At 61.0% G+C, this 19,496-nt stretch carries 21 protein-coding genes; 9 read left to right on the top strand and 12 right to left on the bottom strand.

The genetic code is table 11. The features are described 5' to 3' along the window. Positions 1-205 precede the first annotated feature (205 nt). From ACQZ5K_RS02875 to ACQZ5K_RS02885, 3 genes are all read right to left on the bottom strand, one after another. Positions 206-952, bottom strand: a complete 747-nt coding sequence (locus ACQZ5K_RS02875) for an HAD family hydrolase (protein ID WP_448739585.1) — start codon at positions 950-952, stop codon at positions 206-208. Further along, positions 949-2,295, bottom strand: a complete 1,347-nt coding sequence (locus ACQZ5K_RS02880; RefSeq protein WP_170985767.1) for a glycosyltransferase family 4 protein — start codon at positions 2,293-2,295, stop codon at positions 949-951. The genes ACQZ5K_RS02875 and ACQZ5K_RS02880 overlap by 4 nt, the downstream gene beginning before the upstream one ends. Before the next feature lie 103 nt (positions 2,296-2,398). Further along, a complete protein-coding gene (locus tag ACQZ5K_RS02885; protein ID WP_448739586.1) occupies positions 2,399-3,172 on the bottom strand; it encodes a FadR/GntR family transcriptional regulator in 774 nt (257 codons plus the stop codon). A 295-nt stretch (positions 3,173-3,467) separates the two neighbouring features. On the opposite strand from ACQZ5K_RS02885, the gene ACQZ5K_RS02890 reads away from it, so the two are divergent. Next, positions 3,468-4,742: a DUF3422 family protein gene (locus ACQZ5K_RS02890; RefSeq protein WP_448739587.1), complete on the top strand. Its 1,275-nt coding sequence runs from the start codon at positions 3,468-3,470 to the stop codon at positions 4,740-4,742. Positions 4,743-4,759: 17 nt separating this feature from the next. Here the strand turns inward: ACQZ5K_RS02890 and ACQZ5K_RS02895 are convergent, their stop codons facing one another. Next, complete coding sequence (locus ACQZ5K_RS02895; protein ID WP_448739588.1) at positions 4,760-5,659, bottom strand: LysR family transcriptional regulator; 900 nt, start codon at positions 5,657-5,659, stop codon at positions 4,760-4,762. 110 nt (positions 5,660-5,769) lie between these two features. Between ACQZ5K_RS02895 and ACQZ5K_RS02900 the strand changes: the two genes are divergently transcribed. The 3 genes from ACQZ5K_RS02900 (at position 5,770) to glcF (ending at position 9,961) form a co-directional block, all read left to right on the top strand. Further along, entirely contained in the window at positions 5,770-7,203 is a 1,434-nt protein-coding gene (locus tag ACQZ5K_RS02900) for an FAD-binding oxidoreductase (protein WP_448737355.1), read from the top strand. A 238-nt stretch (positions 7,204-7,441) separates the two neighbouring features. Next, positions 7,442-8,656 (top strand): glycolate oxidase subunit GlcE, encoded by a 1,215-nt coding sequence (gene glcE / locus ACQZ5K_RS02905; RefSeq protein WP_448739589.1) that lies wholly within the window; start codon positions 7,442-7,444, stop codon positions 8,654-8,656. A 3-nt stretch (positions 8,657-8,659) separates the two neighbouring features. Beyond that, positions 8,660-9,961 carry a glycolate oxidase subunit GlcF gene (glcF, locus tag ACQZ5K_RS02910; protein ID WP_448739590.1) on the top strand — a complete coding sequence of 434 codons (1,302 nt, stop codon included), beginning with the start codon at positions 8,660-8,662 and terminating at the stop codon, positions 9,959-9,961. 220 nt (positions 9,962-10,181) lie between these two features. On the opposite strand, the gene ACQZ5K_RS02915 is transcribed toward glcF, so the two are convergent. Together ACQZ5K_RS02915 and ACQZ5K_RS02920 are read right to left on the bottom strand one after the other, a co-directional pair. Further along, a complete protein-coding gene (locus tag ACQZ5K_RS02915; protein ID WP_448737358.1) occupies positions 10,182-10,841 on the bottom strand; it encodes an outer membrane protein in 660 nt (219 codons plus the stop codon). 263 nt (positions 10,842-11,104) lie between these two features. After that, positions 11,105-11,881 (bottom strand): L,D-transpeptidase, encoded by a 777-nt coding sequence (locus ACQZ5K_RS02920; RefSeq protein ID WP_448739591.1) that lies wholly within the window; start codon positions 11,879-11,881, stop codon positions 11,105-11,107. A 236-nt stretch (positions 11,882-12,117) separates the two neighbouring features. Between ACQZ5K_RS02920 and ACQZ5K_RS02925 the strand changes: the two genes are divergently transcribed. Both ACQZ5K_RS02925 and ACQZ5K_RS02930 read left to right on the top strand, forming a co-directional pair. Then, the gene (locus ACQZ5K_RS02925) at positions 12,118-12,747 is read left to right on the top strand and encodes a DNA-3-methyladenine glycosylase I (protein ID WP_448739592.1); all 630 of its coding nucleotides are present in this window, start codon (positions 12,118-12,120) and stop codon (positions 12,745-12,747) included. Continuing rightward, positions 12,744-13,187 carry a hypothetical protein gene (locus ACQZ5K_RS02930; RefSeq protein ID WP_448739593.1) on the top strand — a complete coding sequence of 148 codons (444 nt, stop codon included), beginning with the start codon at positions 12,744-12,746 and terminating at the stop codon, positions 13,185-13,187. The genes ACQZ5K_RS02925 and ACQZ5K_RS02930 overlap by 4 nt, the downstream gene beginning before the upstream one ends. 14 nt (positions 13,188-13,201) lie before the next feature. Here ACQZ5K_RS02930 and ACQZ5K_RS02935 read toward each other — a convergent pair whose 3' ends face one another. After that, on the bottom strand, positions 13,202-14,245 hold the full coding sequence (locus ACQZ5K_RS02935; protein ID WP_448739594.1) for a YeiH family protein: 1,044 nt from the start codon (positions 14,243-14,245) through the stop codon (positions 13,202-13,204). An 81-nt stretch (positions 14,246-14,326) separates the two neighbouring features. Between ACQZ5K_RS02935 and ACQZ5K_RS02940 the strand changes: the two genes are divergently transcribed. After that, a complete protein-coding gene (locus ACQZ5K_RS02940; RefSeq protein ID WP_448739595.1) occupies positions 14,327-15,244 on the top strand; it encodes a LysR substrate-binding domain-containing protein in 918 nt (305 codons plus the stop codon). Between the two features lie 52 nt (positions 15,245-15,296). On the opposite strand, the gene copM is transcribed toward ACQZ5K_RS02940, so the two are convergent. Genes copM through relB form a run of 5 tightly spaced genes read right to left on the bottom strand, consistent with a single transcriptional unit; the run spans position 15,297 to position 17,427 of the window. Then, positions 15,297-15,671, bottom strand: a complete 375-nt coding sequence (gene copM, locus ACQZ5K_RS02945; protein ID WP_448739596.1) for a CopM family metallochaperone — start codon at positions 15,669-15,671, stop codon at positions 15,297-15,299. Positions 15,672-15,729: 58 nt separating this feature from the next. Then, complete coding sequence (locus ACQZ5K_RS02950; RefSeq protein WP_448739597.1) at positions 15,730-16,128, bottom strand: hypothetical protein; 399 nt, start codon at positions 16,126-16,128, stop codon at positions 15,730-15,732. A 41-nt stretch (positions 16,129-16,169) separates the two neighbouring features. Next, positions 16,170-16,934 (bottom strand): hypothetical protein, encoded by a 765-nt coding sequence (locus tag ACQZ5K_RS02955; RefSeq protein ID WP_448739598.1) that lies wholly within the window; start codon positions 16,932-16,934, stop codon positions 16,170-16,172. 6 nt (positions 16,935-16,940) lie between these two features. Continuing rightward, positions 16,941-17,210 (bottom strand): type II toxin-antitoxin system RelE family toxin, encoded by a 270-nt coding sequence (locus ACQZ5K_RS02960; RefSeq protein ID WP_448739599.1) that lies wholly within the window; start codon positions 17,208-17,210, stop codon positions 16,941-16,943. Continuing rightward, a complete protein-coding gene (gene relB / locus ACQZ5K_RS02965) occupies positions 17,194-17,427 on the bottom strand; it encodes a type II toxin-antitoxin system RelB family antitoxin (RefSeq protein WP_065654373.1) in 234 nt (77 codons plus the stop codon). Before relB ends, ACQZ5K_RS02960 begins: the two co-directional genes overlap by 17 nt. Positions 17,428-17,584: 157 nt before the next feature. Between relB and hisS the strand changes: the two genes are divergently transcribed. Together hisS and ACQZ5K_RS02975 are read left to right on the top strand one after the other, a co-directional pair. After that, positions 17,585-19,108 carry a histidine--tRNA ligase gene (gene hisS / locus ACQZ5K_RS02970; protein WP_448739600.1) on the top strand — a complete coding sequence of 508 codons (1,524 nt, stop codon included), beginning with the start codon at positions 17,585-17,587 and terminating at the stop codon, positions 19,106-19,108. A 4-nt stretch (positions 19,109-19,112) separates the two neighbouring features. After that, positions 19,113-19,481, top strand: coding sequence for a VOC family protein (locus tag ACQZ5K_RS02975; RefSeq protein WP_448739601.1), 369 nt, complete (start codon positions 19,113-19,115; stop codon positions 19,479-19,481). Positions 19,482-19,496: the final 15 nt, after the last annotated feature.

Genomic DNA, 19,496 nt, shown 5'->3' on the forward strand with positions numbered 1-19,496 from the left:
TAAGTTCCGCCAATCCCCCTTCACCCATAACCCACTACTGTCTTCACGCTGATGAAGCCTGCGGGCAAAGATGGACATGGTGGATATGCGAACAAAGCTTCGACCGGGTGGTTCCCCGGCCGGACAGCCGATGCGGTAATACTCTCTCCGCCCGCCTTCAAGCATACTGAATGCAAAGCCGCTATGAATTGTAGCCGGGGCTGTTTTAGTCCGGGGTTAATCCCCAGTGCCGGAGACCTTCGACCACACCGTCCGCTTCCTTCGCAGCCGAGTGAAAGAAGCGCATATCATGATATGCCAGCGAGACGAGCTCCGGCAGGGCATTGCCCACGATCACGCCGCGAATATTCTTTAGCTCAAACATCGCCCGATCGTTGCCAGTATCGCCCGCAACCACTGATTCGTCGAGGCCGATGCGTAGTTGTCCACATAGCCATGTCAGTGCTGCGCCCTTGTCGGCGGCTTTGGGCAAGATGTCGAGGTCGCGGTCGCTGGAATAGACGATACGGGCATCGATATCCGCCGCCACAAGCGCGGCCTCAATCTCTTCGAGCGCGGCGTCATCGGCGTCATGCAGGAACCAACTCGATTTCAAGCCGTGCTGGTAACGCTCTTCCTGCATCGTCACACCGGGAATTCCGGCCATGACCTCGGCGATCTTCTGGGGGTCGAAACCGGTGCCGAGGGACTGTGTATAGGCGTTTGCCAGCTCGCCTCGCTCTTTCGCGTGCAGCATGGTGCCGACCCCGCCGATGATGTAGTCGGGCTGCGGCAATGGCACCTCTTCGAGAAGCGCAAGCTGGTCGTCGATCAGCCTGCCGCTATTGAAAACCAGAAGGGGACGTTGACGCTCCGGCAACGAATGCCAGAAATCGCGGAACCGGCGCGTGGCGTCGTTATCGCCGACGACGGTTCCGTCGAGATCGGTGGAAAAAAGGCGAAGCGGTCTCAATCGCCGTCGTTCCATGGTTCAGCCCAATCGGCTTCTTCCAGAACTGGCATCATGGTCCTGCCTTCCACAAGGGCGAGAAGCTGCTGGGCAATGCCGGTCCATGTGAACAGGCTGCGCGCCTTGTGCGCTCCCATGCGGGAAAGCCGCCCGTAAAGCCGCTCATGCTTGAACGGCTTCATCATGGTGATGCCGAGGTCTTCCTTGTCGAAAGGATCGGCAAACAGCGCATGGCGGCCATAACTGACGGCCCGGAACAACCCGCCATGAATGGTAACGACAGTCGGCGTGCCGCTCGCCATCGCCTCGATAGCGGTCATGCCGAAGGGCTCGTAACGGCTGGAAAGCACGAAAAGATCGGCGGCGCGATAGATGTCCGGCAGGTCTTCATCCGCGACATAACCGGAAAACGCCACCCTGTCTTCGAGACCGAGCGCTTTCACCCGCTCCTTCAACTGGTTGAGGATCGTGGTTTCCTGCTCGTCCATATTCTCGCCGCCGACGGCCAGATGCAGCCGGGCTTCCGGTTCGCGCTCGGAAAGCACGGAGAAACCGTCGATCAGCAGGTCATAACCCTTGTTGGTCGCAAGGCGTCCGAGCGCCAGCACCGTCTTGCCCTCGAAACCGAAACGCTGCCGGATCATCTGCCGCGTCGCATCGGAAACCGGGAAGAAACGGTTGTCGTCATAACCCGGCGGGATCATGTGGATATGCTTGCGCTTCAGACCGTAATCCTCGATCAGAACGTCAAGCTGCACCGGCGTCGTGGCGATCACCATATCGCAGCTGCGATAGATGATCAGCTCGTGCTGGATACGTTCCCTGAAGTTGAATTCCAGTTCGAACGTATCGGCCTTTTCCGGATAGTCGGTCTCCATCTGGCGCTTTTTCCAGATGCCGAGCGAATGCGGCGTGTGCAGATGCGGGATTTTCAACGCTTCGGACAGCCGCTGCCCGGCGACGCCCGCATCCCAATAATGGCTGTTGATGAAAGAATAATTCAGGTCGTTTTTCTTGATGAAACGCAGCGCGTTTTCGCACCATTCCATCAGGTGTCGGTGCAGATATTCCTTGGGAATGAAATCACGTCCGCCGCAGGGAATGCGCACCACACGAACGCGCTCATCGACCTCATCGAATTCCGGCTGGTCTTCGAAGCGGCGGGTATAAAGATCGACAGTATAACCGAGCTGGCCGAGTTTGCGTGCAAGCTCAAGCACATAAACCACCTGTCCCCCGGTATCGGCCGCGCCCAGTGGCGGGTGCGCGGCGACATAGCCATGCGTCGATATGAGAGCTATCCGCGGATAGCGTTCAGTTTCGCTCGTGGTTGTCATGGGTCCCATCTTGGTAAATTTTTCCAATTAACCCGATAAAAAGACCAAAGAGCACAAAAGGTTCCATAAAAATCTGAAAAAACAGGGTGCCGCATTTCGCCGGATGGCGTTTTCAGGGGGCGCGTTGCTGTTGCCTCAGGCGCGAAATCCGGTCCCATTCCCGCGCCTGGTGCGCCTTGGATGTCGTCTCCACGATGAAGTCGATATGGGCCTCCGCCGCCGCCCTTGCCGCGGCCGGATCGCCGGCGGCAATCGCATCGTGGATGGCGATATGTTGCCTCAGCACCTCGTCATGGGCGCCGGCGACGGTGAAGATGAGATGGCGATTATAGAAGATGTCGTCGCTCAGAAGCCGGTAGCAGGAGCGTAACGTGTGCATCAGCACGATATTATGCGCCGCTTCGCCAATGGCGTTGTGAAATTCCACATCGCCCGCAAGCTCTTCTTCGAAACGACCCGCCTCATGCGCTTCCCGCATTCTGTCCACGATGGCGGCGAGGTTGCGCCTGTCCGGTTCCGTCGCCCGCTGTGCGGCAAGTTCGGCGGTCATGCCTTCGATATAGCGGCGATATTCGAGGAAATCCCGTGTCGCCCGGCTGTGGCGGGTGATCAGCGCGCTCAAGGGATCGGAAAAGACCGGGCCGACAATATCGGCAACATAGGTGCCGCCGCCATGCCGGCTGGTAAGGAGGCCACGGGTCTCAAGCTCCTTCAGCGCTTCCCGCAGGATCGGCCGCGAGACATTGAGGCGTTGCGCCAGTTCGCGCTCGCCGGGCAGCCTGTCGCCATCGCGCAATATGCCGTCGAGGATCAGTTCCTCGAAACGTAAGATCACCTCCTGCGATGTGCGGCTGTGCTCGATGCGCGCAAAAAGCGTTTCGTCCATCGCAGAAGTCTCCGGCGAAATCCCGCCCCGTATTTCTATCGGGGGCAAATTATCAGCGAAGCATCGCACTGGTCAAATATTCTATCCAGTTCCGCGCCTCATCCGTGCCATGCCTGCGGCAACACGGCATCTGCCTTTTCGAATTGGCTTTTGTTAAAGCAGCAGCAGGACAGGGTGACGATGGCGGATTTTTCCGCCAGGTGGATCAAAACAATGACAGCGGCTTCGATTGCGGTGTTTTCATCGTGATCAATGTTCTAATAAAACCAGCGCAACAGGCGGGGACGATATTGCAATGGCCAAGGGTAGATTTGCTTTCGCAAGCGCGCCGGAAAGATCGCTGGCGCTCGGGGAGGTTCATGCGCGGCCGACGGTGCTTCTCGCACCCTTGCGCATCATCGTCCAGCTCGCCTTCATGATGGATGGCGGTTCCGCCGTGCATCACTCGGTCATCGCGGAAATGTCGCGCAGCCGCGGTGTTGCGCCGCCGGAGCGCGATGCCCGCCACCATGCCATGCCTTGGGGGCAGGGCACCTTGCGCTGGGAGCGGCATACCGAATTTTCGACCTGGTTCTGGGACGGCCCCGCGCCGGAAAAATTCGGCGGCGAGATTGCCGGCGATCCCTTCGGCGACGGCTTTTCGCCGCCCGGCTCGCTGATCTCGGGCGTGCGGCTGGAAATCCGCCCGGAAAATGGTGTGGCGTCTGAGGCCGAGACGATCTTCGAGCCGACCAGCCTCTGTCACAGCGACGTGCGCGACGGTCAGGCGGCGATCCTCACCGATTTCCGGCAGGATCGCGACGGGCTGACACAGATATTGGTGATCGACCGGGGCTTGAGCGATTACAGCCGCGGCGCGCTGGTGCAGCGGCTGTTGGATATCGAGACCTATCGCACCCTTGCCATGCTCGGCCTGCCGATGGCGCAGACGCTCTCGCCGGAAATCCGCCGCATCGAGGACGGTTTGACCGGCATCACCCAGCGCATGAAAAACGGCGCGCGCGACGAGGCCGATGCGCTGCTGGCGGAAATGACCCGGCTTGCGGCCGAACTGGAAGCCAATGCCGCGCTCAGCCTCTATCGTTTCGGCGCCAGCCGCGCCTATGACGGCATCGTGCGCGAACGCATCCGGGCGCTTGCGGAAACCCCGGTGCAGGGCCACGAGACCATGGGCAGCTTTCTGGAACGGCGCATGGCGCCGGCCATGCGCACCTGTCAGTCGGTGGAGGAGCGGCAGGCCAACCTGTCGCGCAAGCTCTATCGCGCCACGGCGCTCGTCCGAAGCTGGATCGACGTGGAACTGGAACGGCAGAATACGGTGCTGCTCAACACCATGAACAAGCGCGCCGCCATGCAGCTTCGCCTGCAGCAGACGGTCGAAGGCCTCTCGGTCGCCGCCATTTCCTATTATGTCGTTGGCCTCATCGGTTATCTCACCAAGGCGATCAGCCATGATGTGCTGCCGCTCGACCCTGCCGTCGTCACCGGCATCTCCGTTCCCTTCGCGGTCCTCGGCGTCTGGTGGGTGGTGCGCCGCATCCGCCGCTCCCATGCCGAGGGCGGGCACTGAGGGGTACCCCATATCCCTCAACCCTGCTCCCAATAGGGTGAAGGCCCATAAAGCCCGGCCAGATAATCGATGAACAGCCGAACCTTCGCAGGCAGGAACTGCCGGCTCGGATAAACCGCCGAGAGCGTGACGTTTCGCGATCCCTCATAACCAGGCAGAACCTGCACCAGCTTGCTGCTGCGCAATTCATGGCCGATATCCCAGGTGGAGCGCAGCGCAATGCCGAGCCCTGATATCACCGCCTCGCGGATCACCTCGCTGGAATTGGTGATGAGCATCCCCTCCGGGCGAATGCTCATCGCGCCGCCCGGTCCCTCCAGCCGCCAGACATCGTTATTATGGGCCGGCAGGCAGCGGTGCTTTTTCAAATCCTCGATTGTCGCGGGCATACCATGGGCCGCAACGTATTCCGCCGAAGCGCAAAGCACGCGGCGCACTGGGGCAAGCCTGCGAGCCACGAGGCTGGAGGAATTCAGATCGGCGATACGGATGGCAAGATCGTAACCACCCTCGATGATGTCGATGAATTCGTCGCTCAACACCAGATTGACCGAAAGATCCGGATGCCGCTCCATGAAACCTTTCAGATGCGGCGCGATATGCATGCGCCCGAAGGAGGTCGGCGCGGAAACCTTCAGCGTGCCGTTGACCGTATTGGCGCGGCCGGACACGAAATCCTCGGCCTCCTCCAGCCCTTCCAGCACGGCAAGCACCCGCTCGTAAAAGCCCTGTCCCGCTTCGGTCAGCGAGATCTGCCGTGTGGTGCGCTGGAAAAGCCGCGCGCCGAGCTTTTCTTCCAGCCGCTTGATGCGCTTGGAAATGACGGCGGGCGAATAACCAAGCTCCCTTGCGGCCAGCGACATGCTGCCGGAGGCGGCAACGCTTGCGAAGACTTCCAGATCGCCCAGATTCGTCATAGTTGCCCTCGATTGTTTCCGGAATGGAAAAAATCCATAACATTTGATTGCGCCGTTTCAAAGTGGTAAAGAAAGAATACCAGTTGGTGGAATGGCATGGAGGAGGGGCGGTGACACAGCCGATCAAGTTTCTGGAGCCGCGCGAGAAAGTCGTCGCAGGCCGCGACCGCATCATAGCGGACCTCAAGGATATTCTGCCGGCGGACTGTCTTGTGCACGAACCGCGCGAACTCGTGCCTTTCGAAACCGACGCCTTCGTCTCCTATCGCCGCCTGCCGCTGGCCGTGGCGTTGCCGAAAACGACGGAAGAAGTGGCGGCGGTGATGAAATATTGTCACCGTTACGGCATTCCGGTCGTGCCGCGCGGGGCTGGCACCTCGCTCTCCGGCGGCGCGATTCCGCAGGAAGATGCGGTGGTGATCGGCCTTTCGAAGATGGCCTCGATCCTCGAACTGGATTTTTATAACCGTACGGCGCGGGTGCAGGCGGGCGTCACCAATCTTTCCATTTCCGATGCGGCCGGCGCGGAAGGTTTCTTTTATGCGCCGGACCCCAGCTCGCAGCTTGCCTGCACCATCGGCGGCAATATCGGTATGAATTCCGGCGGCGCGCATTGCCTGAAATACGGCGTCACCACCAATAATCTGCTCGGCGTGAAAATGGTGCTTGTCGATGGCACGGTGTTGGAACTGGGCGGCAAGCACCTCGATGCTGCCGGCTACGATCTGCTCGCCCTCGTTTGCGGTTCGGAAGGCCAGCTCGGTATCGTGACAGAAGCGACGGTGCGGCTGATCGCCAGGCCGGAAGGCGCGCGACCGGTGCTGTTCGGCTTCGAGACCTCCGAGGAAGCCGGCTCCTGCGTGGCAGATATTATCGGCGCGGGCATCATCCCGGTCGCCATCGAATTCATGGACAAGCCGGCCATCGAAATTTGCGAGGCCTTCGCCAAAGCGGGCTATCCGCTGGATGTCGGCGCGCTGCTGATCGTCGAGGTCGAAGGCTCCGAGGCGGAAATGGACGCCATGCTGGCCGACATCGTGGCGATTGCCCGAAAACATGGCGTGAAGACGGTGAAGGAATGCCAGTCGGCCATGGAGGCGGCGGCGATCTGGAAAGGCCGCAAATCCGCCTTCGGCGCAACCGGCCGCATCGCAGATTATATCTGCATGGATGGCACCGTGCCGCTCTCCCAGCTTTCTTATGTGCTGAAAAAGACCAGCGAAATCACCGACCGCCTCGGCCTTCGCGTCGCCAATGTCTTCCATGCCGGCGATGGCAACATGCACCCGCTTATCCTGTTCAACGCCAACGATCCGGAGGATGCGGCCCGCGCGGAAGAGGCAGGCAATGAAATATTGAAGCTCTGCGTCGATGCCGGCGGCTGTTTGACCGGCGAACATGGTGTGGGCATCGAAAAGCGCGACCTGATGCGCCACCAGTATGGCGAGGCCGATCTTGCCCAGCAGATGGCGGTGCGGGCGGCTTTCGATGAGGGCTGGCTGATGAACCCTTCCAAGGTGTTTCCGCTGGAGGGGAGGGGATGATGGGTGTGAATTTCGTGACGATGGTGGGTGTGGTTTACCCCCCTCTGCCCTGCCGGGCATCTCCCCCTCAAGGGGGGAGATTGGCGAGACGCACTTGCGTCGCTCCATCTCGACCGAAGAAAAACGCGGGACCTTGCCGCGAGTCGATCTCCCCCCTTGAGGGGGAGATGCCCGGCAGGGCAGAGGGGGGTATCCCTCGCGCAAACGTCGCTGTCCCATGCCCGGAGCCCGCCACCCCATGCTGACCCCCTACGCAGAAACCCAGGTCGCCGACATCATCCGCGATCACGCCGCGCGTAAAAGCCCGCTGAAAATCATCGGCGGTAACACCCGCTCCGGTTTCGGCAATGCTGTCGCAGCAGATGAAGCACTCTCTTCCCGCGCCATGAGCGGCATCGTCTCCTACCTGCCCGCCGAAATGGTCATGACCGTCAAGGCCGGAACCCCGCTCGCAACCGTCGAAGCGGCTCTCGCTGAAAACCGCCAGATGATGGCCTTCGAGCCGATGGATCACCGCCCGATCATGGGCACCGAAGGTGAGCCGACCATTGGCGGCGTCTTCGCCGCCAATGTTTCCGGCCCTCGCCGTTATGTGGCCGGTGCGGCTCGTGACAGCCTGCTGGGTATCCGTTTCGTCAATGGCAGCGGTGAGGTCATCAAGGCCGGTGGCCGGGTGATGAAGAATGTCACCGGGCTCGATCTGTCGAAGTTCCTGGCCGGGTCTTTCGGCACGCTCGGTTTCCTCACCGAAGTCACCTTCCGCGTGCTGCCGAAACCGCCTGCGGAAAAAACCGTGGTCGTTTCCGGGCTCGACGATGAAGCGGCGACGCGCATCATGGCGGCGGCAATGGCGATGAGTGTCGAGGTTTCCGGCGCGGCGCATCTGCCGGAAAGCGTTCGTTCCCGTTTCATCGATGGCGGATTGCCGGACGGCCCGGCGACTATCCTGCGGCTGGAAGGGCTTTCCGCCTCGGTGGAGGCGCGCACGGCCAAACTCCTTTCCGTCATGGACCGGGTCGGACCGTGGGCGCTGCTGGAGGGCGAGGAGAGCAGGCTTTTGTGGCGGCAGGTGCGCGATGTCGCGCCCTATGCCGGACAGGCGGCGAAGCCCTTGTGGAAAGTATCGGTCGCGCCTTCGGTTGGTCATCAGCTTGTCGCGGCGCTGCGCATGGAAGCGGGCATCGACGCCTTTTACGACTGGCAGGGCGGTCTCGTCTGGATGCAGATGGAGGCCGACCCCGAGGCGGATTTGCTGCGCGGCGCGATCCGGGCGCTCGGCGGCGGCCATGCAACTTTGGTGAGGGCAAGCGATGCGGTGCGCGCCACGGTCGCTGCCTTCGAACCGCGCCCGGCGGCGGAAGCGCTGCTTTCTGCGCGTATCAGGGAGAAGCTCGATCCGGCGGGCATCTTCAATCCCGGCAAGATGGCCGTAACGATGGAAAGGGCCGTCTGAACCATGCAAACATCCTTCACGCCCGAACAACTGGCCGATCCGCATGTGGCGGAATCCGAAAAAATCCTGCGCAAATGTGTGCATTGCGGCTTCTGCACCGCCACCTGTCCCACCTATGTCACGCTCGGCAACGAGCTGGATAGCCCGCGCGGCCGCATCTACCTCATCAAGGATATGCTGGAAAACAGCCGCCCGGCAGACCGCGAGGTCGTCACCCATATCGACCGCTGCCTTTCCTGTCTTGCCTGCACCACCACCTGTCCTTCCGGCGTGGACTACATGCATCTGGTCGATCATGCCCGCGCCCATATCGAACAGACCTACAAGCGCCCCCTTATGGATAGGCTGATCCGCAATCTTCTGGTTGCCGTCCTGCCCCATCCCGCCCGTTTCCGGCTGGCCCTGCATCTGGCCCGGCTGGCGCGGCCTTTCTCCAGCCTGCTTGCCAGGGTTCCGGCGCTGAAGCCGCTGCAATCCATGCTCGCTCTCGCTCCCGCCGAGGTGCCTGCGGCCTCCGCGTCAACCCGTCCGGGAGAGCGGCCGGCCGAAGGCGAGAAGCGTGGAAGGGTTGCGATCCTCACCGGCTGCGCCCAGCCGGTGCTCGATCCCGGTATCAACGAGGCGACGTTGCGCCTGCTGGCACGGCTCGGCATCGAGGTCGTCGTGCCGAAGGGGGAGGGCTGTTGCGGTTCGCTGGTGCATCATATGGGGCGCGAGGAAGAGGCGCTCGCCTCGGCAAGGCGCAATGTCGATGTCTGGACGCGCGAGATGGAAAGCGGCGGTCTCGACGCCATCATCATCACCGCTTCCGGCTGCGGCACCACCATCAAGGATTACGGCCACATGCTGCGGCTCGATCCGGCCTATGCCGAAAAAGCCGCGCGGGTCTCGGCCTTGGTGAAGGACATCACCGAATATCTCGCCACGCTCGATCTGCCGCAAAAGCAAAGTCAGGGGCTGACGGTCGCCTATCATTCGGCCTGCTCCATGCAGCATGGCCAGAAGATCACGCTTGCGCCGAAACAACTCCTGAAGGCGGCGGGTTTCACCGTGCGCGATCCGGCGGAAGGGCATCTCTGCTGCGGCTCGGCCGGAACCTACAACATCCTGCAGCCGGAGATTTCCGCCAAACTCAAGGCGCGCAAGGTGAAGAATATCGAGGCCACCCGGGCGGATGTCATCGCCACCGGCAATATCGGCTGCATCACGCAGATCGGAACCGGCACGGATATGCCTATCGTGCACACGGTGGAGCTGCTGGACTGGGCCTATGGCGGGCCGAAACCGGCGAGGCTTTCGGTTTAGAAACGTCCCGTGGTACTTTCGACTGCGCAGTACCCGAGGCAGCTTTCGTGTACGCACTTTCGGCATCCGTCATGCCGGGCTTGACCCGGCATCCAGCCGGCGCGACGAGAAGAGAAGAGTCTTTCCAGCCCAATGACTTGGGCTGACTGGATTCCGGCTCATGGCCGGAATGACGAAGAAAGAGAGCGTCGTCCACGCGGCACGCTCTGGGCCATATCTTTTAGAACTTATACGCCACGCCGAAATTCACCGCATTGGTGATGATATCGGTTTTCAACGAGCCGCCATTGTCGATATCGACGTCGACGAAGGAATAGGTGCCCTTATATTCCACGAAGGTCGACCAGTTGTCGGTGATGCGGTAGCTGAGGCCGGCCTGCGCCTGCAGGGTTGCGCCGCCGAACTGGTACTCGAAGGTCCTGCCTGACGGGCGATATACTTCCACATGTGGCACGTTGATGCCGACGCCGGCGCCCACATAAGGGGTGATCGGCAGCGATTCCAGCGGAAAACGGTAGAGCGCGTTGAGCGTCAGAAGGTTCAGGCCGTCGGTGAATTCGAAATGCGACCAGCCGGAACGGGCAAGCGTCTGGTCGTCGGCATAGACCTTGTCATGGGTAAAATCGAGCGAGATGCCGAAATTCCGCAGCTGGCCCTCATCGAACCAGTAGGTGCCACGCACGCCCCAATAGGGCGGGTTGGAAAATGACTTGCCTTCCCATCCGGCCCGGAAATCCGGCCCGTCGGAAACCTTCACGTCGCTATGCGGCGCGCTTTGCCAGCCGCCATAACCGGAAATTTCAAATTCGCCCGCGATTGCGGCAGAGAAGGAAACGCCGCTGAACAGCAGGGCGCAAACAAATAAACTATGGCGCGGCATGAAGTGAATCCAGATTGATATCAGTAATTCACCAAACCGTTTTTTGATAACATTTGAATGACAGAAACGAAAAACGGGCGGTCAGTTGACCACCCGTTTTAAGGCCGTTCCATCATCCCCCTGAGAGAGGTCCGGCTCCTGGCGTCCCCCGCCAAGTTTCATTCCAGTGAAGTGAGCCGGATTGTACCGCCGCAAGGCGGCAATTCAAGCGGATACGCCGCCACACCGGCCCTGAAGCGGCCGGAATGGCTGAACCGTTGCCATCATATCACTATGACCTTGGTTCCGACGTTGACGCGCTCGTAAAGATCGGTGACATCCTCGTTGCGCATGCGGATGCAGCCGGAGGAATTGTTGCTGCCGATCGTCCACGGCTGGTTGGTGCCGTGGATGCGATAAAGCGTGGAGCCGAGATACATGGCGCGCGCGCCCATCGGGTTGGCCGGGCCGCCTTCCATGAAGGCCGGCAGATAGTGTCCCTTCGTCGCCTCGCGGCTGATCATTTCCTTCGGCGGGGTCCAGCTCGGCCATTCCGCCTTGCGGGTTACCTTGTGGGTGCCGGCCCATTCGAAACCGGGCTTGCCGACGCCGACGCCGTACCGCCGGGCCTTGCCATCGGCGAGCACGAGATAAAGGAAACGGTTCGGCGTATCGATGACGATGGTGCCGGGTTTTTCATTGGTCGGGTAGGTGACGATCTGCGGCAGGAATTGCGGCGCGATCTGGGTGCGCACCGGCGCGTTGGGGCGGACGGCGGCATTCTGCACCCGTGCCGGGCGCTGCGATGTGACGCCGGAGCTGGGGCGCTGCGGCATGGCGGCCTGGCGCTGCTGGAAGAACGGCTGGCGTGCGGCAGGCGCGCGCGGATAAACCACGGGGCGGACATTGCCGCGACCGCCGAGCTGGGTGACCCAGGGGGCCGAAAGATCCGGGCTGACGACGACGGGCGGGCGCTCGCGATAACGCTCATTGGCCATGGCGGCCGGGGCGGCAAAGGTGGAAACGAGGCTCAGCGCCAGAAAAACGGACTTCATCGTCATCGGGTGGACTCTCTCTGCGGGATGTCGCAACTATGGATTTGCGGGACTGTTCGCCCGCTTTGCCGGACACGTTCGCACCTCGACGCCAGCGAATCGTAAATGGCTGTTCATTAAAAAGCGCTTGATTAGGGAAAGCTGGATTTAAGGTTAGCACCCGGTTTTGAAACGTGGTGAATGAGTGGTAAGTGCGCGGTCTGAACCGGTCACGGGCGGGAGCGGAAAAGGGTGGTTGCGGAATGAATGAAGCGGGACTTGAAACGGGCGCGGATGGCCTTGTGCGGTGTTTCTGGCAGCAGGGGCTTGCGGATTACAGTCGTTATCACGACGAGGAATGGGGTTATCCCGTCACCGACGATCGCCGCCTTTTCGAGAAGATCTGTCTGGAAGGTTTCCAGTCCGGCCTTTCCTGGCTGACGGTTCTGCGCAAGCGCGAGGCGTTCCGTCTTGCCTTCGCCAATTTCGAATTCGAAAAAGTGGCGGAATTCGGTGAGGCCGATATCGAGCGTTGCCTTGCCGACAAGGGCATCATCCGCCATCGCGGCAAGATCGTTTCGACCATCAATAATGCTCGCCGCGCCATGGAGTTGCGCGATGAATTCGGTTCGCTCGCCCGTTATTTCTGGGGTTTCGAACCGGCCACCGCAGAAAGGCCGCAAAGGCTGGACTATGCGACGTTAAGGGCCAATCCCACCAGCGACGCCTCCATTCGCCTTTCGAAGGACCTGAAGAAGCGGGGCTGGAGTTTCGTCGGCCCGACGACCGTCTATGCATTCATGCAGGCCATGGGTATGGTTAACGACCATATCGAAGGCTGTCATTGCCGCCAGCCGATAGAGGCCATGCGGCGGGAGTTTGTACGTCCATGAAGGTAACCTCCCTTCTTCTGGCTCTCACCATGACTGTCACCGCCATGCCGCATGCCTCCTTCGCGGAAGGCCGCAATGTCGATGGTATCTGGCTCGATGACGGCGAAAGGCTGAAGCAGGTGGCGCTGCCGCCGGCCGGGCCGCTGAAGCTTGACGGCTGGACGCGGCGCGGGCGCGGCGATGTCTATCGCCTGAAGGTGAAGGCCGGGCAGACAGTGAAGATCGAGCTTGCCGCCTCCAGCGAATTCGTGCTGATGGCGGTCTTCGATTTTTCGACGCCGGATGAGGATGCGATCTTCTTCAGCGATTCCGAAGGCAAGGTCGCAACGCTGACGCCGAAGGCGGATACGGAGTGGCTGATCCGCCCGACGCTCATCCTGGGCTCGCCGCGCCGCGGTCTCGGCGCGCATTACACGCTGACGGTCAGCACCGGGAAATAACAGCCCGCCTTTGCTTAGGCCGCCTGGGTCAGCACGATCAGGCCGAAACTCAGAACACCAAGCAGCACGAGCGACAGGCTGGCGGCGACGATCACCTTGCCGCCGGCATGGCGAAGGCTGCGAATATCGACCGAAAGGCCCAGCGCCGCCATCGACATGATGGTGAGGATGTTGGAGAGCGAGGCGACAGGGCCGATCAGAGCCTCGGGAATGAGGCCGAAGGACCGGGCCATGATCATCAGCACGAAGGCGATGATGAACCATGGAACCATCTGCTGTAATCTCAGGCGTTCCGCGCCGGACTGGCCATGGATGACGGAGAGGGCGGCGATCACAGGTCCCAGCATCAGCACGCGGATGAGCTTGACGATGGTGCCGGTCTGCACGGCGATTGCGCCGAGCGGGGCTGTGGCAGCCAGAACCTGCGGCACGGCATAGACCGTCAGCCCGGCGAAAATGCCATATTGGGTGGCGTCGAGACCCAGAAGCTGTGGCAGAAACGGCATCAGCAGCACGGCGACGACACCGAGAACGGCGGTGAAGGCAATCGAGGCGGCGACATCTTCCGGCTTGGCGCCGATGGCGGGCGCGGCGGCGGCAATGGCGGAGTTGCCGCAGATGGAATTGCCGCAGGCAATCAGCGTTGCAAGCTTGGGCGGCAGACCGAGCATCCGCCCGGCGGCATAGCTGACGATCAGCGACAGCGCGACGATAAGCGCAATGCCGCCGATCAGCAAACCGCCGGCACCTTTGAGGATGGAGAGGCTCAAGGATGCGCCGAGAAGCGCCACCGCGATTTCGAGCAGGGTCTTGGCACTGAATTTGATGCCGGCTGAGGCGACGGCGGGCAGCGAAACCAGCGAACGCAGCAGTGTGCCGATCAGAATGGCGAGCACGAGATCGCCGAGCCATGCGTGGCCTGCAAGCCGCACCTGAAAGCGCTCCGCCAGAATGGCGGCGCAGCTGACCGCCGCGCAGATGAGAATTCCCGGCAGAAGCGGGGTAAGCCAGCGAAGCGAAAACTGAAAGGGGTGAGCGAGGGTGCGATGTTGTGCCATAGCCAGACAATGCCGCAGCGGCCTGTTTTATTCTATCAAATAATATGGCATATATTATTCGATAAAATCGAATGAAAAGCCATGACCTTCGAACAGCTCCGCATCTTCATCGCCGTTGCCGAACGCGAGCACCTCACAAGGGCCGCCGAAGCCATCGGTCTGACCGCCTCCGCCGTCAGCTCCGCCATCAAGAATCTCGAGGCCTTTTATAGTGTCGAGCTGTTCCATCGCGTCGGCCGCAACATCGAACTGACCGAAAGCGGCCGGGCGTTTCTGGGCGAAGCAAAAGCGACGCTGGCGCGTGTGCGCAATGCGGAATTGATTCTCTCCGAAATGGGCGGGCTGACGCGCGGCGAAATTACCGTCTGCGCCAGCCAGACGATTGCAAGCTACTGGCTGCCGCCGATCCTGATGCAGTTCAAAAAACTTTATCCGGGCGTGACCGTGCGGCTCGATATCGGCAATACGAAAACAGTGACCCAGGCCGTACTCGACGGTCTGGCAGAGGTCGGTTTCATCGAAGGCAGGATCGATGAGCCGGCTTTGATGGTGCAGCCCGTCGTGTCCGACAAGCTGCTGGTGGTCACCGGTTCGGCCCACCCTTTCGCGGATGGCCGTTATCTCACCGCGCTCGATATGCTGTACGGCACCTCATGGGTTCTGCGCGAACAGGGTTCCGGCACCCGCTCCGCCTTCGAGGCGGCGGTGCGGCAAATGGGGGTGGACCCCGGCGAGCTTTCCGTCATGCTCGAACTGCCGTCCAACGAGGCGGTGGTGATGGCGGCACGCTCCGGCGGTGCGGCCACGGCAGTTTCCGCCTCCGTCGCCTCGCTGTTTCTGCGGCAGGGGCTGCTTGTCCGAGCCGGCATCGATCTTCCCGCCCGAAATTTCGCTTTGCTGCGCCATAAGGAGCGTCATACCAGCCGGGCGGCCATGGAGCTGGAGCGCCTCAGCCGTGCGGCCTCGGAGGACTACAAGGCCGGTCTCGCGGGGTTGTAACCTTGTGGGGAGGGAGCGCCAGCCGGCGCTCCCTGTTTGACAATAGCGGTCGTCACTTGCCCTTGGACTTCAGCCAGGCCTTCATCATGGCGATCTCGCCTTCCTGCGCCTTGATGACCTCTTCGGCCAGCTTGCGGATTTCCGGGTCCTTGCCGTATTCAAGCTGGACCTTGGCCATATCGATTGCGCCCTGATGGTGTGGGATCATGCCGCGCACGAAATCGACATCCGCATCGCCGCTATAATCGATGGCCATATCGCCATGCATTTTCTTGCTGGCTTCCATGAAGGCCTTGGTGGAAGCGCTGTCGCTCATAGTGCCTTTTGACATGTCATGTCCGGCATGGCCGCCCGCTTCCTGTGCGAAAAGCGGCAAGGCGAAGAGGCTTGCGAGAGCGGCGGCGAGCGTGATGGTCTTGATAGACATGGATTATCCTTCCTGTGTCTAACGGATTTTTCGAAGATGGGTCTGAAAAAATCTGGGTTCAGGCGCGGGGAGGCGGTAGCGGCGGCGCGGAAGCCTTGCCGTGAAAGACGATGCCGCGCTGCGGCTTGGGATAGTCAAAGGTCACCCGGCCGCTATCGGCGAAGATCGTTCGCGGAACCACGATCAGGCAGGTGGCGCAGGAACCGGGATGTGCGGCATCGTCACCATGCGGGCAGCAACCGCCCGTGCCCCCTCCATGAGCCCCATTCTCCGCATGCGCCCGAGACCCTTGGTCCCGATCCGCGGCTCGATGCGAATGGGCATCGTCACGTTTGATCGGCGATTGTGAGGAAGCTGCCATGCCCGTGGCCATCGGCATGCTCATCGCCATCTGCGCCGGCATTGCGCCGTATAGCAGGCAGGCAAGGAACATCAATGTGCGGGCCACCTCGGACATGGCGTGAATTTACCGCTGGAATTATGGAATAAGCATGACGATCAGGTCAGTTCACGCGCGATGACGTGATGCACGATGCGGTAATCCCTGCTTTCCTCGCCAAACGGGGCAAGCGGCCATTCCCATGCGGCGGCGGGGGCAGGAGGAGCGATGCCATGCAGCAGGTCTTCATGCTGGTGCAGGTTGCCGTCTTTGCCGATGACGTCGAAGGAGGTGTCCGTTATCAGGCAGGCCTTGCAGGGCAGGCCGGCCAGCGCTTCCAGATGGGTGTGAATGAGCTTAGGCAGAAGGTCGTCCGGGGCATCTGCGATCTTTTCCCGCTCCAGCCGGTGGCGTGCGCCGGTGCCGATCTGTGACAGGAGATTGGCCGATACCACGAGATCGAGATAGGGCACCCGCCGCAGGAAATCGAGCGGTTCCGCCGGCCGACCGGCTAGAACATCGTCAAAACCGGAAAGATCGCGATTGGCGATGCGGACATTCTTTTTGGCATTGAGGCGCAGCTTCGCCTGCACGCTGGCAAGATGCACCAGATCGACCAGCACGACGGTATCGAACATCGCCACCAGCGCATCATAGGGCACATCGCGCAACAGGCCCGAGCCCAGCACGACCGCCGTTCGCCGCTGCTTCAGCTTTCTGGCCGATTGCAGCACGAATTGCCGGCTGTTGTTTTCATGCTCCGCCCAGGCTTTGGCGCAGCGGTTGGCGCGCGCCCAGAGGTTGACGGAGTAGCGGATATGCGGCCGGAATTCTTTCGGCGTGACCGCGCGTGTGGCGGCATATTGCAGGGCTTCGAGGATCATGAATGCCTAACGGTAGATTTCACGGCGATGGCCGATTTCGACCACCAGCACGACGAGCTTGTGATCCTGTATATCGCAGATGATGCGGTAATCGCCCACCCGGTAGCGCCAGAAATTTCCGAGTTCGGAGCCTTGCAGGGCGGCGCCGGTTCTGCGTGCATTGTCATCTTCGGCAATCCGGTCTGCCAGAAAGGAAACGATGCGATTGGCGTCGCTCTTCGTCAACTTGCCCAGCTGTTTGACGGCAGTCCGCTGGAATTCAATTCTCCAGGTCAAGATCTCGCATCACTTCTTCCAGAGTATAGGTGTGCTCCTTGTTGGCGATGCGCTGCCGCGTCGCCTCCTCCGCAAGATAGAGATCTTCCATATCCTCGATATGTTTCTCGATCGCCTCGCGGATGTAATAGGCGGATGTGCGGCCGGTGCGCTCGGACAATGCTTTCAGCCTCTCATAGGTCTCATCAGGCAGGCGTATGGCCGTCTGTTTGCTCATTGGTCGCGTCCTTCCCGATCCGAATTGGGATACATGTATCCCATATAGCACCGCTTGGCCGCAGCGGCCAGTAAAACCGGAGCCTTTGCGGCTTGCCGCACCGGGCTTCATCCTCTAATACACCGGCTTGATTTCAGGAAAATATCGGATCGGCCCCATGAGCGAAAAAGCAAAAAAGCCTCAGAAACTGAAAGCCCGCCTGCCGCGTGGCTTCGTGGATCGCTCGGTTGCCGATATTCATGCCACCAATGAGATGATCGAGAAGATCCGCAGGGTCTACGAGCTTTACGGTTTCGATCCGGTGGAAACCCCGCTGTTCGAATATACCGATGCGCTCGGCAAATTCCTGCCCGATAGCGACCGCCCGAACGAAGGCGTGTTTTCACTGCAGGACGATGACGACCAGTGGATGAGCCTGCGCTACGATCTGACCGCGCCGCTCGCCCGCCATGTCGCGGAAAATTTCAATGAAATCCAGCTGCCGTACCGCACCTACCGCGCCGGTTACGTGTTCCGCAATGAAAAGCCCGGCCCCGGCCGCTTCCGGCAGTTCATGCAGTTCGATGCCGATACGGTGGGCGCCGCCGGCGTGCAGGCCGATGCCGAAATGTGCATGATGATGGCCGATACGCTGGAAGCGCTCGGAATTCAGCGCGGCGACTATGTCATCCGCGTCAACAACCGCAAGGTGCTCGATGGCGTCATGGAAGCCATCGGCCTCGGCGGCGAGGAAAATGCCGGTCGTCGCCTCAACGTTCTGCGCGCCATCGACAAGCTCGATAAGTTCGGTCCCGAAGGTGTGAAGCTGCTGCTCGGCCCCGGCCGCAAGGATGAATCCGGCGATTTCACCAAGGGCGCTGGTCTTGGCGAGGAACAGATTGAAAAGGTGCTGTTTTTCGTCGGTATCAAGGATTATGCGGCAAGCGCCGATGATCTGGCGAAACTGGTCGCGGGCACCTCGAAAGGCGAGGAAGGCGTTGAGGAGCTGAACATCATCGGCGCTCTGGTCACCAGTGCCGGTTACGATGCGACGCGCATCAAGATCGACCCCTCGGTCGTTCGCGGCCTCGAATATTATACCGGCCCCGTCTATGAGGCCGAGCTGAGCTTCGACGTCACCAATGAAAAGGGCGAAAAGGTTGTGTTCGGCTCCGTCGGCGGCGGCGGCCGTTATGATGGCCTCGTTTCGCGCTTCATGGGCCAGCCGGTTCCGGCCACGGGCTTCTCCATCGGCGTTTCGCGCCTGATGACGGCGTTGAAGAACCTCGGCAAGCTCGGTCAGGTCAAGCCGCTCGCCCCTGTTCTGATCACCGTCATGGATGGCGATGTGGAGAGCATGGGCCGTTACCAGCGCTTCACGCAGGCGCTGCGCTCCGAGGGCATCCGTGCTGAAATGTACCAGGGCAACTGGAAGAAATTCGGCAACCAGCTGAAATATGCCGACCGCCTCGGCTCCCCCATCGCCATCATCCAGGGCGGTGACGAGCGTGCCGAAGGCGTGGTGCAGATAAAGGATCTGATCGAGGGCAAGCGCCTGTCCGGCGATATCGAGGACAATGCCAGCTGGCGGGAGGCGCGCGTGGCGCAGGTCAGCGTGCCGGAAGCCGATCTGGTGGCGAAGGTCCGCGAGATTCTGGAGCATCAGGCAGAGGACGTTCGCCGCGCCGCCGAAGGGCGTTAAGGCCATGGCGATCCTCGCGCTCGACCATGTTCAACTGGCGATGCCGGCGGGCCGTGAGGATGAGGCGCGCGCTTTTTATGGCGGCCTGCTCGGTTTTGCCGAGCAGGCAAAGCCCGCCAATCTGGCCGCACGCGGCGGGTGCTGGTTCAGCCGGGGTTCGATAAAACTGCATCTCGGCGTCGAGCAGGATTTCCGCCCGGCGAAGAAATCCCATCCGGCCTTTCTGGTCGATGATATGGCAACCTTGCGAAAAACACTTGAAACAGCAGGCCGCCATGTGGTTGAGGATGAGCCGCTTGAAGGGTATCACCGGTTTTATGTCCATGATCCCTTCGGAAACCGCATCGAAATGATGCAGCCGCTCGAACCGTGACGAAAAGTACCGTTC

This window comes from Agrobacterium sp. 22-226-1, assembly GCF_053522345.1.

What these genes read in the sequence shown, in the direction of transcription:
- ACQZ5K_RS02955 (WP_448739598.1), bottom strand. Translation starts at nt 16,934, where the DNA reads ATGATCCTCGAAGCCCTGCAATATGCCGCCACACGCGCGGTCACGCCG.
- ACQZ5K_RS02940 (WP_448739595.1), top strand. Translation starts at nt 14,327, where the DNA reads ATGACCTTCGAACAGCTCCGCATCTTCATCGCCGTTGCCGAACGCGAG.
- ACQZ5K_RS02885 (WP_448739586.1), bottom strand. Translation starts at nt 3,172, where the DNA reads ATGGACGAAACGCTTTTTGCGCGCATCGAGCACAGCCGCACATCGCAG.
- ACQZ5K_RS02890 (WP_448739587.1), top strand. Translation starts at nt 3,468, where the DNA reads ATGGCCAAGGGTAGATTTGCTTTCGCAAGCGCGCCGGAAAGATCGCTG.
- ACQZ5K_RS02975 (WP_448739601.1), top strand. Translation starts at nt 19,113, where the DNA reads ATGGCGATCCTCGCGCTCGACCATGTTCAACTGGCGATGCCGGCGGGC.
- ACQZ5K_RS02950 (WP_448739597.1), bottom strand. Translation starts at nt 16,128, where the DNA reads ATGTCCGAGGTGGCCCGCACATTGATGTTCCTTGCCTGCCTGCTATAC.
- glcF (WP_448739590.1), top strand. Translation starts at nt 8,660, where the DNA reads ATGCAAACATCCTTCACGCCCGAACAACTGGCCGATCCGCATGTGGCG.
- ACQZ5K_RS02920 (WP_448739591.1), bottom strand. Translation starts at nt 11,881, where the DNA reads ATGACGATGAAGTCCGTTTTTCTGGCGCTGAGCCTCGTTTCCACCTTT.
- hisS (WP_448739600.1), top strand. Translation starts at nt 17,585, where the DNA reads ATGAGCGAAAAAGCAAAAAAGCCTCAGAAACTGAAAGCCCGCCTGCCG.
- ACQZ5K_RS02935 (WP_448739594.1), bottom strand. Translation starts at nt 14,245, where the DNA reads ATGGCACAACATCGCACCCTCGCTCACCCCTTTCAGTTTTCGCTTCGC.
- ACQZ5K_RS02930 (WP_448739593.1), top strand. Translation starts at nt 12,744, where the DNA reads ATGAAGGTAACCTCCCTTCTTCTGGCTCTCACCATGACTGTCACCGCC.
- relB (WP_065654373.1), bottom strand. Translation starts at nt 17,427, where the DNA reads ATGAGCAAACAGACGGCCATACGCCTGCCTGATGAGACCTATGAGAGG.
- ACQZ5K_RS02925 (WP_448739592.1), top strand. Translation starts at nt 12,118, where the DNA reads ATGAATGAAGCGGGACTTGAAACGGGCGCGGATGGCCTTGTGCGGTGT.
- ACQZ5K_RS02880 (WP_170985767.1), bottom strand. Translation starts at nt 2,295, where the DNA reads ATGGGACCCATGACAACCACGAGCGAAACTGAACGCTATCCGCGGATA.
- ACQZ5K_RS02915 (WP_448737358.1), bottom strand. Translation starts at nt 10,841, where the DNA reads ATGCCGCGCCATAGTTTATTTGTTTGCGCCCTGCTGTTCAGCGGCGTT.
- ACQZ5K_RS02895 (WP_448739588.1), bottom strand. Translation starts at nt 5,659, where the DNA reads ATGACGAATCTGGGCGATCTGGAAGTCTTCGCAAGCGTTGCCGCCTCC.
- glcE (WP_448739589.1), top strand. Translation starts at nt 7,442, where the DNA reads ATGCTGACCCCCTACGCAGAAACCCAGGTCGCCGACATCATCCGCGAT.
- copM (WP_448739596.1), bottom strand. Translation starts at nt 15,671, where the DNA reads ATGTCTATCAAGACCATCACGCTCGCCGCCGCTCTCGCAAGCCTCTTC.